Below are 12,846 nucleotides of genomic sequence, written 5' to 3'. Positions count from 1 at the left end.
TTTACCTCTCTTGAGCCCAAATTTCACGACTACGTTCATGCACATAGTCCGTTAGCCAATGGAGTTTTTGAGGATCTGCCTCGGGGAATACGCCATGACCTAAATTAAAGATATGGCGACCATAGCGAACTCCTTCGAGCAAAATACGATCTACTTCGTGAGCCAATGTTTTTTCGTCCCCGAACAGATACGCTGGATCCAAGTTACCTTGCACGGTTTGCGTTACACCCCGTTCATTCGCCATAACAATGGAACTACGCCAATCAAGGGCAATGACATCTAAAGGCAAGTGAGACCAAATAGACACCAAATGATCCGTACCAACACCATTCATGGCCATTGGCAAATGAGGATATTTAGCTTTCACAGTCTTTATAATCCGCTCCATATGAGGGTAAATTCCTTGTTTATACTGGTCTGCATTAACAGCACCTACCCAAGAGTCAAAGATCTGAAGTGCATTAGCACCCGCTTCGGCTTGCATGGATAAGTACGCAATGGACATGTCCGCCAGTTTAGTCATCAGTGCATTCCACACATGAGGAGCACCTATGAGCATGCCACGAGTCTTATTGTAATTTTTCGTTGGGCCCCCTTCGATAAGGTAGGATGCAATCGTAAACGGTGCACCACAAAAACCAATGAGCGGCACGTCGAGCATGCCAGAAGTTAATAATGTAATCGTTTTCGCAATATAATCTACCTTTGTAGGATCAAAGGTTTCTAATTTATCCACATCAGCCATAGAGCGGATAGGCGTGCTAAATACAGGCCCCACACCAGCCTTGAGCGCTACATTTACATTCATAGCCACCATAGGGCTCATAATATCTTTGTAGAGAATCGCCGCATCGACGCCGTATTCCTTAACAGGTAATTCCGTAACGCGAGCACATAGCTCAGGTTCTTTTGTAATTTCAAATAAAGTATATTTTTCTTTGATTTTGCGATATTCCGCTTGGCTACGGCCAGCTTGACGCATATACCACACAGGCGTTACACCAGGGTTCTTTCCTTGGATCATGTCCAAATATGCTGTGTTCAAGTACCCAACCCCTTTCATTCTAAATGTATACTAACACACTTGTGTAACTAAAACAGTTACTTTAGTTACAATCACTTACATTATTTATTCTTTAATAATCCCTAATAATCCCTGTGAAAGCATATGCCTCCACAGGGATTATTATTTCATTACCACTTTAATTTGACTGAATCTTTAATTCAAGTCTGAAATTCATTTAGCTACGACTCAATCTATGGCAATCGATGCCCATAATAGATTGAGCCATATCATATACGGAGCGTTGACAAGTAAAGAGCCAAATCTGTTGATTTTTTCCAAGCTCAGCCAATAACTCTAAAGCACTACGTTGACGATTTTCATCAAAGCGCACAAGAATATCGTCCAAGATAATCGGCAAGGATTCTACTTGATAAGAGAATACCTTTGCTAAAGCGAGACGCAAGGCCAAGTATACTTGGTCAGCTAGACCACTGGACCAAAATTTAAGTTCTAGTCGTTCCCCATTATTGTTGATAAGTGCTACCCCTTTATTGATGCCTAGAATATCAAGTGTATACCTCTCACCAGTTAGTTTTTCAACATAAGAGGAGGCAAGCTCTAACATATGAGGTTGTTTTTCTTGTTCATACGATTGTTGAGCCTTATCCATACAATGGCTTATCAATACTTGTGTAGCCCAATCTTCTAGTGCAGACTCTAATTCACTTTGTAAAGCCTCTCGTTCTTGCAACATTTGGTGTTGCTCCTGGTCAGATCCAAGTGTACGCATTGCTTCAACGATTTGACCACGGCGCTCGTACAAGGTAGCCAATTTATCTTCAATAGAGGCTATTTCACGCTCAGAGTGAGCCAATTCATCTAACCAGTTATCTTTGTTGCCTTCTCGCAAACGACGATAGAACAGGTCTTTATTCTCCGCATCAGGAGCAAGTAAATCCAGCTGTACCTGACTTTGCTTGTAAATAGTTTGCCACTGTTTATATTGGTCCTCATCGATAAGATGTTGACGATACTCGTTGGAACTTTCCATACCAGCTTTATGAAGCAGTTCTTTTTGGCGAAGGAGTAGTTCTTTTTCCTTGCGGTGCCAATTATCGTATTCATTGCGGAAGCTTTTACGTTGTGCTTCCTTTTGTTCCCATACAATTTTATTTTGTTGAAAGTTCTTATATTGATTATAAATACGTTTTAATTCCGTAGGAGATACTGGTGACTCTATTCCAAGGTTATACCATAAAGCCATCGCTTGGTCTTCAATAATGCGTAGACCTTCTTTATGCTCCGCTAAACGCTTTTCATAGCCTTCTATAGTGCGTAGTTGCTCATGATATTGATCATATTCATGTTTGAGACCAAAGAAATCATCTTCATCGAGACTCTTAGCCGCCCCTCGGGGTAACCAGTTTTGCCATGCTGCGAGGGCTTCATCATAAATACCTTGTAAGGTATGCCCTTCCTGAATCCAACGCTCAAGATGTGCCTCTCCTTCTAAGGATGGTACAGGGCTCACTGTAGGTGTAGCAGCCTTGATCAAAGCCTCTAGCTGATGTTCTACATCAGATTTACGGGAAGATAAAATTTGTAACTCATAGTTTAATTTAGACACATCAGAGTTACCATTATGAAGCCTCCAGGTAGCATACCAGAATAGCCCCATAGATAGAATCAAGAAAATAAAACCACCTATAGTATATAATGCAGATTCAAGAACCAACAGGCCTGCTAATACTACCAATACAGCTATAACAGCACCTATACCACTAATGCGTTGTAGCCATTTTGGCAAAATTGTGGGCTGTGCGTCTGAACCATAACTATTCCGTCTAGCCTCTAGTCTAGCCTCTACTTGATCTATATCCATTAAGATACGATCTAATTCACGTTCTAAATATTCTTTTTTAGCTAATTCTTCTTCACTAAAGTTAGGTAAAGTTGCACCATCAAGGTTCGCCGTCGGCACCTCATCGGTAGCCTCTGCAGGCTTGCGGTCTTGCCAATGTAAAAGTTGTTCTTTTGCGGTGCGCAAACGACTTGCCAAACGTTCTCCATCAAACCAATTGATGTCTTCTGCCATTGGCTCATCGTGACGCCACGCAGAATGTAAGGTGCGTGAAAACTCTAATTGTTCTCTAACCTTACGGATGTACGCATCGCCTTCTTCGCACTCACGGCGTAATTGCTCCCATTTAGCACCTTGTTGAATAAGGTCTTCAATATCTTGGCCGTAAGTTCCAAATGGGCTATCAGGACTAAAGTTGGCGGGCATCAATGCCGCTTCCTTTTCCTGCCATAATTGCATATTGTCACGAGCCCGTTTTATTTCTTCATCAAGACGTAGGAACTCATCACGACTCAAGGCGAGCTCACTATTATACTGCTGCATGTGCATACGCGCCTCTTCACTGCGACGATATGTATCCCACGCACGCAATACTACATCGATACCATCCCGATATTCCTTCCATTCTTTCAACTGATTTTGCAATTCCATTTCGGTTTGCTCCGTACTGTGAAAGACGGTTTGTAATTCCACATATTGCGCTTCATGCTCCGCCAACTGACTCAACTTTTGACGGTTTTCTTTAAGCTCATCCATCAATACATTGATGCGACGTTTACCATTCGAGGATGCTACAAGTAGGTCTGTAGCCCCTTTTTCAACATCCTTAACAGCTCCACCTAAGTGTTCTCCCCCTTCGGCGCCAAAGAATCGAGAACGAACCTCTACCTCTTGTAATACATCAAGGCCTTGTAGATCGTCTAATGTTAACGCAAATATACGGTTATATGTTTTTTTATCGATGCCATGCCACCAATGTTGAGCCGGCTCTTCATGGATGGCAGGATGACCAGGGCTGTAAAAGTCTAACTGCTTACCCTTACGACCGATATAGTAACTTTCACCATTACGGTCCACATCAAGGGCCCCCGTCATAGGGCCATAAGCCTTATGAGTACCGCCAAATAACAAGGTGCGCATCCCTTCGAGCAAGGATGTTTTACCACTTTCATTAGGGCCATACATGAGTTGAACCCCATTGTCACCCGTGGTGAAAGACCAGTCACGATACGGGCCAAATTCATCAAATCGTATGCGTTTAATGTTCATCATTAGCCCCCATCAATACAGTAACACCTTCAATTTCACAACGTTTCAAAGCTCGTGCCAATAATTCATCACTTAATAAATCCGCATATGCGCCTAAGCGCTTAAATTCAGGACGATCCGCCATAATTTGGCGCGCAGTCTGTATCGCATCCCCATCTACCATATCATCATAAGCACGCAAGTAATCACCTACTACATCTGTTAATAGACGTCGTTCGACTAGATTAATACTAGGTCTTGTATTAGAAGTGATACGGTAAGGCATAACAAATATAGATTTGCCTTTCTCTTCATTTTGAGACTCTTGCAACCATAGTTTTCGAATCCCCTCTTGCGTACATAGGCGATGTAGAGGTCCCGTACCGGACAAAACGATGGATAGCAAGATGTTTTTCTTATGCTGCTTTCGCAAGTTTTCTTTTTTACGGCGCAAAATCTCTAAGAAATCTGTTTCATTTTGCATGCCAGCAATATCGATTTTGATTTCCTCAAATCGGACAGCGCAGGTATCGATAAATCGCAAATCACAATGACCATTATGAGATACGGATACAAGATAACATCCCTTAGGGCCATGTTCTTTACGATGCAATCCTTGCGAATTACCAGCATAAACTACGAGAGGCTCCTCGCTAAGAACTTGAGATTTATGAATATGGCCCAATGCCCAATAATCCATAGCGGCCTCTGTTAAATCGGTTAAATTACAAGGTCCTGTTACATTATGGTTTTCAGAGCCCACACTAGAACCTACAGTACCATGCATGACAGCAAGGGAAAACTCATCCCGTTCAAAAGCTCTGTATTGACGAGCATAATTGTCGCTTTCATTACCATGACCACAACTAATACCATATACGCCACCAATTTCTATATTGTTAACGATGAGCGGAAAACGTTGTACCTGTTCACTAGAAAATATATGGACATTATCTGGCATCTGCAGTTGCGCTTTCCAGCTTTCAGCAGGATCATGGTTACCTTGTACCATATAGACATCAATACGATGCTCCGCCAAGCGATACATGGAGCGCACAAAACGGACTTGAGCCTCTAAATTATGGTCTTCGCTATTATAAATATCACCAGCTATTACGACAGCATGAACATGTTCTGTAATAACAGTATCAATAATTTTATCTAAGGCTACATAGGTTGCTTCACTTACGGCGCGATCAACAGCGCTGCTAATACCTGTAGCATATTGAAAGGGTGCCCCTAAATGCAGATCACCACAGTGTATAAATCGAAACGGCTGCATCTATATCCACTCCTCCATTAATATTCTTATTATAGTTATATATAGTAATTACAATAGTTTATTATACTACAAAACCTTAAAGATAAGTTAAAAATAACTATCATTTAGCATCAAAAAGATATAGTTAAACTAAACTTCTCTTAACTATTAATAAATATAAATTATAAGATAAGCACATATTCTTTTATCATAAGATATAAATCATAATATGTTATTATTTTTGTTAACCAATTCACGCATTAAGTTGACAATTTATACGCGAACGTTTACAATCAAATTGTCAATATATTATGTTTTATTAAGTTAACAATTTTCTGGAGGCTATTATGGCTTTGCCTATAGATCAACAACCATCCCAAGTGGGTACATACGAAAAAATACTTACCATTGCAAACCGCATCATGAACGGTGGCGAAATTACAAAAGAAGAAGCAATCGAGCTGATTCATACTTCAGATGATGATACTATGATTCTACTCGCTATGGCTGATAAAATTCGCCAACATTTCAATGATAATTCTGTGGATGTATGCGCCATTGTTAATGCTCGATCCGGCAAATGTCCTGAAAACTGTAAATTCTGTGCTCAATCCGCACACCACAACACAGGCGTTCAGGAGTATCCTTTCATGGATGAAGAAAGCATTCTCCAAGCAGCACGTAAAGCTAAAGAGGCTGGTGCAATTCGTTTTTCCATCGTAACAAGTGGTCGTAATACTAATAACCCTGATGAATTTAATCAAATCATCCATGTATTAGGCCGTATCAAAAATGAAATTGGCCTTGAAATCTGCTGTTCTCTTGGGTTGTTAACTTACGAACAAGCACTCAAATTAAAAGAAGTTGGCGTTACTCGATACCACTCCAATATCGAAACGGCACCTAGTCACTTCCCAGATATTTGTACAACACATTCCTACGAAGACAAAATGTTTACCATAGATAATGCACAAAAAGCAGGCATCCGTGTTTGCTCTGGCGGCATTCTTGGTCTTAACGAAACATTAGAACAACGCGTAGAAATGGCGTTCGAACTTAAACGTTTACATATTGACTCCGTACCATTAAACATTTTGAATCCTGTTAAAGGGACTCCATTTGAAAGCAACGAAGCTTTACGTCCATTGGATATCTTACGTACCTTCGCTGTATTCCGTTTCATCTTGCCAAACGCATTGATACGGACTGCAGGTGGCCGCGAAGTAAATCTACGAGACTTACAAGCTTATGCTCTAAAAGGTGGCCTAAACGGTATCATGGTTGGTGGCTACTTAACTACTGGCGGTCGTTCACCTCAAGACGATCTCCAAATGATTCAAGACTTGGAGTTGACTCGCAATACAGCTCAAGTCTAAAAACCTCATATATACCATTCTCTACATCTAGAGGATGTAGTATATAAAATATTCCCTAATGCTTTATAAATATTTTACACATAAAAAGAACCATCTAGTTTGCTGTACTAGATGGTTCTTTTATTTCCATAATAAAATATAAATGGCTTGACCATTTGTGTTCCCTGCAATGGGCTCAGGATTCTCATTAAATTCTACATTCTCATACGGCGTCCCGTCTGACATGTACGCATCTACCTTCAATGTTTCCATGGTTCGATTATATCTACTGATATAAACTTTATATCGCAATTCGTCGCCACCCAGTTCATTAACTCGCAGCCACAAAAGCGCATCGTAATCACTCTTCTGTACACTGTCATTGTCAATAAATAATTGGTTTCCTGATGCATCTGGTCCAACATAGTACCAGTCCGTTGCGTTAGTAGTCCCCCCTATACTGAGTAGCCACAAAAGTGTTAATATGGTGAATATTTTACTCATATGACTGCCCCTCTCATGCTATCGAGCTGTATATTTTATAAAAGCTTAATGTGGATAAACCTTTATAAAATATACAACTTCTCCTTTATATAATACCAAAATTGTCCCATATTTATCAACAATAATTAAAATTAATTACCATGTTTTTTACAAATATAAGAATTTTAAAGAAATTTATTAAATTTCTTCATTTTTAACTCATTTACCATTCCTATAATGATAATGTCAAATGATAGATAGAGGTAACAATTCCCTGGTTGCCGTACGTGTATTTATCTCCCGACAAGTAATACTAACCCCAAACCTACTACTTGTTTAAATACATGATTCATTTGATATTAATACTAACACTCCCCTTACATGAAAAAAGGACTCCAAATGGAGTCCTTTTTTCGTTGTATAAAAACTTCATAGAATACTAAAACATAAGCGAGTATGAATACTATTTACTTTGTAAACCACGATAAACGAGTTCAAAAATAATTTTCTGAGCTTCTAACCACTCATCGCTCTGAGACCACTTGTATTCTTTATTAATAGCATATAGTCCGTGTACTAAAAATACAAAAACGGATACACCCACATCAAATGAAATCCCAAGTGCTTCTGCCATAACGAGTCCTTGCCGATCTTTTTCGCACCGTATAATGCGTTGTAATACATATTCTGAAATTTGTTCATCTAAAAATAAAGGTAAATACTTTTTATGTCGTATAATACGCTGACATAACGGCAGTCTATCAAAAATAGAATCGTATGCTTCTCTCAATGACACAGAATCAGAAGCAGCTGATAAGGTTTTAGCTATAGTTTGTAAATTATTATTATCTACCATTCCTGGGTTTGAATAAGCAATTGCATCATCCACTAAATCATCAACAATTTCCATAATATTACTATAGTGTAAATAAAAAGTAGAACGAGTTATACCTGACGTTTTACACAACAATGTTACTGTTACAGACTCAAAAGAATGGTTCTCTAGACAGCTAAGCAACCCTTCTTTTAACAACCTACGTGTCATTTCTTTTCGAGTTATCATAAAACCTCCAACATAGACACTTTTATACAATGTGTCTATTAATAAACAGAGTGTTAATTATTGTTGAGACTAGTATAACAAAATAAGGTACACTAATTCTAGAGATTACAAATAGTAATCTATTCAACTAAATCAACAATACTTCAATTAAGGAGATAACTATGACACAATATACTCACATTCGAAATGCAACGGGAAAATTAACAATAAAAAACACAACATTTCTTATTGATCCATTCTTAGCACCAAAAGATACTTATCCTGGCTTTGAAGGAACATTTAACTATCAACAAAGAATGCCTATGGTTGATTTACCTCTATCAATGGACGATTTATTAAGCAATGTAACTGCAGTAGTAGTTACACATACACATCTCGATCATTGGGATGATACGGCAATCAATTCTATTCCAAAATCACTTCCTATTTTTGTACAAAATACAGCGGACAAAGAACTTATTACTTCACAAGGCTTTATCGATGTACGCATCATTTTTGAAAGTCTGGAGTTTAATGGTATCACATTAAGAAAAACAGGTGGCTCACACGGCACTGTAGAAATGTATGCCAATCCAGTTCTCGCACCATTAGCAGGCGATGCGATGGGCGTTATTTTTGAAGCAGCAGACGAACCAACTGTGTACCTTGTAGGCGATACAGTTTGGACAAGTGATGTAGAGAAGGCCCTCCTTCGCTTCGACCCTAAAGTTATTATTATGAACACTGGATATGCTCAAATTTTAGGCTTTGAAGATAGTATTATTATGGGTACAAAAGATATTGGCCGCATGGTGGTACGTAAACCAGAGGCTAAAATTATTGCGGTTCACATGGATACAGTTAATCATACTGCAACAAGTCGTAAGGATGTGCGCAAATTTATCAAAGGCACCAACATTGAAAGCCATGTAGCAGTGCCTGAAGATGGTGAAACCATCACACTTTAATAGGTCTAAAACAATTAGTACATTATACTACGGCTAATACAAGACTAGTAAAAAATCTATCCACAAACAATAAAAAACACCCTCTTAATTCTAATAGTCATAATAACTATAAGATCTATAGAGGGTGTTTTTATACTTAACTACAAATTATAATCTACCAAAGGATAAACTATTTTACTTCAGCCCAACCTAAAGCAGCACGTTTTTCATCGATATCTGCCAAGATTTTCTCAGCTACTTTAGCAGGATCCGTATTTACATACATAACAGAGCCTAAGATATCCTTAGTATCTTCTTTAAGCCATTTTGTAACGGCATCAGAGCCTTGTGTAGGTGGCTCAACGCAGTGGTAAGAGTTAATCCCCATCAAGCGGAAGCCAAGGGATGCATCAATACCTTTTTCGTTTGACCATTCTGGGCTAGACATAGCAAATGGCAATTGAGGTAAGTTAAGACCAAGTTCTGCCGCAATACCACCGAAGATGCCGGAGGAACGCGCATTATCTACACATTCACCCACATGCCATACTGGTGGTTGATCATCGCCCAAGAACTCTTGCAATGCAGGGCTACATTTCTTGTTAGCATCTGTATTACAATAGCCAAGTTTCATCAATGGGAAGGATGCACAACCGTTTGTAAGGATGATACAGCCATTTTTAATAAGTGTATCAACAATATCTACAGTTGCTTTTTCGTAGATAACACGAGGGTTTGAACAACCTACTACATTAACGATACCGCGAACTTTACCAGATTTTAAAGCCTCTGCCAATGGTTTGAAGGAACCATAATGTTTAACAGTAGATTCTGGAGAGAAACCAACTTCTGCAGTAATTTCATATGGCGGAATGAATACAGGCATACCCTTGCGCAATTCATGAGCTTCAAGAGCGCGATCCAAGATTTTGCGAGCCAATTCTTTTGTTTCAGCCAAGTTAGTGTGATGGTGGTCGTAGCCGATATGTTCTGCACCTGGTAAACGAGCTGCATCAGATGTAGTGATAACTTTTGTGTTGAAGCAACGTGCTACGTCCATAATAGCAGGGTAAACGTCTTGAACGTCAGCTACCCAGCAATCGAGTGCGCCAGTACCAAGTACAAGTTCCGCACCGATAGCATTACACAACGGAATAACGTTTTCGTAGCGGTACATGCTGGACAAGCCAGAGCAACAAATACCATAGAATTGGATGCCTTTGGCACCGATAGCTTTCGCTTTTTCTAAATACTCTTCAGAGGCACCAATTGTACAAATTTGAGATACTAATGTTGGCAAGTGACCATGAACAGCGATGTTAACATACCCTTTTTTCAAGGCACCAATGTTAACTTTGGAAGTACGACGACCACCTTGCCCGAACAATGCATCTGTTGCGATATCCGCTGCCACTACGCCTGTGAATGTGAAAGCAAGACCACAACGCAAGAATTGTTTCATATTGCTTTCCCAATCGCCATCTGTACCTACGGTTGTACGATGATATGCATCAAAGGCTTCATTGTATGCGGAAACAGGCAAGATATCCAAGTTTTTCCAAACTTCGCGACGCTCTGCAGGAGCCATAGCTGTAATTGTTTTATATTCACCTGGCAATGCACGGCTCAAATCTTCGAGCAATACATCTGCTAAATCATTAGCCACTTCTTTCAAGGAACGACCTTCTTCAGGGATGTTGAAAGCCTTACATACAGTACGGATTTTTTCTTCCCCTAAAATTGGAATGTCCAATTGGTCATTAGCAGCAGCTTTCAAAGAAATCAAGATTTCACGAGCATGTGCACCATGTTGAGTCAAACCACCTGCAGCAGCACGTGTCATATTACGAGCTACGATGAGGTCAGCATCCGCACCGCAGACACCACGAGGACTCTTAGGTGTAATTTTACAAGGGCCCATGAAACAGATACGACAACATATACCAGCAATACCAAATGTACATTGTGGTTGTTGTTTATCAAAGCGGTCAAATACCGTATCACAACCGATTTGCTCCATACGAAGAATCATTTCACGCACAGCAGGATCTGGTGTTTGTTCAATTACATCTTGTTTTGTAGGCCATGTTTTACGATACTCAGCAACAGCTTTCATGTAGTCATTTACACCATGTTCATGAGGTACCCCTGGTTCATGAGTGTGTGGCACCCATTTATCCGTCGGAAGAGCCTTTGCATGACTATGGTCGTGACCATGATCATCATGACCGCCACAGTGGCAATGATGTTCATGATTATGGTCGTGACCATGTTGTTCACCATGATTGTGTTCATGGGTATTTTTATTTTCCACATCTTTACTCATTTGAAACCTCCTAGGGGCCTACATAGGCCAACCAATAAAAACAAAAAACATATTCTACTTTTAATTCACTTTAAATCCACTACAATGATGGGTTTTAAGTCCTATCTCCTAAATATGTTTTAAATCACTTTAAGTATATTTTCTGAAAAGACATTTGTCAATTAAAATTTGAGAAATTTTTGACGCATCTATATCTAAGAATATGATAATTACTATATTTATTAAATTCGATTTTTTCAGTTTCTTTTCATAAATAAAAAGAGACTAATTCCTAAACTTTACAGGAATTAGTCTCTTTATTTTATTGATTAATTGATTGATTTACGTATTAATTTATGTATTAATTATTAATTTATTAATATGATCCTCCCCTCAGGATATGCCACCTAAATATCTTTATACCTATGCACTACAAAAATTGCTGCATGATATGTGCTACTTCAGATAAATGGAAACGTTTTGCCCGATCAGACCTTGCCACAAGAACTAATTGGCGGAAACAAAGTTTCGATGCAAGAGGATAGAATTTAACCTTATCGTCATCCCCCTTGCTATTGAGCGTGCTCGGCAAGAATGTAATACCATAATCATCTTCTACCAAGGACCGGCATGAATCTAGAGTTTCAGAGCCAATGACGGCTTTGGGCACAAAGCATTCCGCTTGGCATAAACGGTTTACCAACGTCCGTAATTTGAGTCCTTCTCTTAGCAAAATAAACGGAAATGCTCCAAAGGGTGCAATTTCTCGAATTCCATCACCAGTCATGAGAGAATCTGCAATGGCTATAGCCTTCTTATTTTCCACACTAATGGCCAATAAAATCTGCTCATCTAAAACGGGATAACTTTCAAGATCCTGAGAATAAATCGGCGTTGGGAATAACCCTACATCTACTAAACCATCACAAATTTGCTGTTCCAAGAAGTGAGATTCACCCTCTACAACATGGAACTCCCAAGACGGTTCAATCTGTTGAAAGCTTTTCAATGTTTTCCCGAGCATATGATGTCCATAAAATTGAGACAAGCCGATACGCACATGATAGGCTACATCTGTGCCTTGATTAATGATAGATTGCGTTAAAGCCTCCGCCTTTAAAACTAACGGCATGCCCTCTTTTGCAATTTGTAACGCCGCAGCCGTTGGCACGACTTTTGTACGATCACGAACAAACAACGTAACTCCTAGCTCTGCTTCAATGCGACGAATTCCCTGACTCAACGCCGGCTGAGAAATATATAACTTTTTAGATGCCTTAGAAAATGATGCCATCTCAACGATGGTACTAATATATTTAATGTCTTTTATGTCCATAT

Annotated in this window: 9 protein-coding genes; 2 read left to right on the top strand and 7 right to left on the bottom strand. The window is 39.4% G+C overall.

The annotated features are described in order from the left end of the window. Nucleotide 1 precedes the first annotated feature (1 nt). The 3 genes from hemE to FNLLGLLA_RS01065 form a co-directional block, all read right to left on the bottom strand. Nucleotides 2-1,045, bottom strand: a complete 1,044-nt coding sequence (gene hemE, locus FNLLGLLA_RS01075; RefSeq protein ID WP_156697101.1) for a uroporphyrinogen decarboxylase — start codon at nucleotides 1,043-1,045, stop codon at nucleotides 2-4. Nucleotides 1,046-1,241: 196 nt separating this feature from the next. Continuing rightward, nucleotides 1,242-4,136 (bottom strand): ATP-binding protein, encoded by a 2,895-nt coding sequence (locus tag FNLLGLLA_RS01070; RefSeq protein ID WP_156697100.1) that lies wholly within the window; start codon nucleotides 4,134-4,136, stop codon nucleotides 1,242-1,244. Then, nucleotides 4,126-5,397 (bottom strand): metallophosphoesterase family protein, encoded by a 1,272-nt coding sequence (locus FNLLGLLA_RS01065; protein WP_156697099.1) that lies wholly within the window; start codon nucleotides 5,395-5,397, stop codon nucleotides 4,126-4,128. The genes FNLLGLLA_RS01070 and FNLLGLLA_RS01065 overlap by 11 nt, the downstream gene beginning before the upstream one ends. 326 nt (nucleotides 5,398-5,723) lie before the next feature. Here FNLLGLLA_RS01065 and bioB point away from each other — a divergent pair, with 326 nt between their 5' ends. After that, entirely contained in the window at nucleotides 5,724-6,752 is a 1,029-nt protein-coding gene (gene bioB, locus FNLLGLLA_RS01060) for a biotin synthase BioB (protein ID WP_060919357.1), read from the top strand. Between the two features lie 120 nt (nucleotides 6,753-6,872). Here the strand turns inward: bioB and FNLLGLLA_RS01055 are convergent, their stop codons facing one another. Further along, nucleotides 6,873-7,235, bottom strand: a complete 363-nt coding sequence (locus FNLLGLLA_RS01055; protein ID WP_008603073.1) for a hypothetical protein — start codon at nucleotides 7,233-7,235, stop codon at nucleotides 6,873-6,875. Nucleotides 7,236-7,677: 442 nt separating this feature from the next. Beyond that, nucleotides 7,678-8,277 carry a TetR/AcrR family transcriptional regulator gene (locus tag FNLLGLLA_RS01050; RefSeq protein WP_156697098.1) on the bottom strand — a complete coding sequence of 200 codons (600 nt, stop codon included), beginning with the start codon at nucleotides 8,275-8,277 and terminating at the stop codon, nucleotides 7,678-7,680. Between the two features lie 161 nt (nucleotides 8,278-8,438). Between FNLLGLLA_RS01050 and FNLLGLLA_RS01045 the strand changes: the two genes are divergently transcribed. Continuing rightward, complete coding sequence (locus FNLLGLLA_RS01045) at nucleotides 8,439-9,224, top strand: MBL fold metallo-hydrolase (RefSeq protein WP_156697097.1); 786 nt, start codon at nucleotides 8,439-8,441, stop codon at nucleotides 9,222-9,224. Between the two features lie 169 nt (nucleotides 9,225-9,393). Here the strand turns inward: FNLLGLLA_RS01045 and cooS are convergent, their stop codons facing one another. Together cooS and FNLLGLLA_RS01035 are read right to left on the bottom strand one after the other, a co-directional pair. Then, on the bottom strand, nucleotides 9,394-11,529 hold the full coding sequence (cooS, locus tag FNLLGLLA_RS01040) for an anaerobic carbon-monoxide dehydrogenase catalytic subunit (protein ID WP_156697096.1): 2,136 nt from the start codon (nucleotides 11,527-11,529) through the stop codon (nucleotides 9,394-9,396). A 409-nt stretch (nucleotides 11,530-11,938) separates the two neighbouring features. Next, nucleotides 11,939-12,844, bottom strand: coding sequence for a LysR family transcriptional regulator (locus FNLLGLLA_RS01035; protein ID WP_004697697.1), 906 nt, complete (start codon nucleotides 12,842-12,844; stop codon nucleotides 11,939-11,941). Nucleotides 12,845-12,846 lie beyond the last annotated feature (2 nt).

This window comes from Veillonella parvula, from assembly GCF_902810435.1.
Classification (GTDB): domain Bacteria; phylum Bacillota; class Negativicutes; order Veillonellales; family Veillonellaceae; genus Veillonella.
This window is presented reverse-complemented; position numbering and strand designations above follow the sequence as displayed.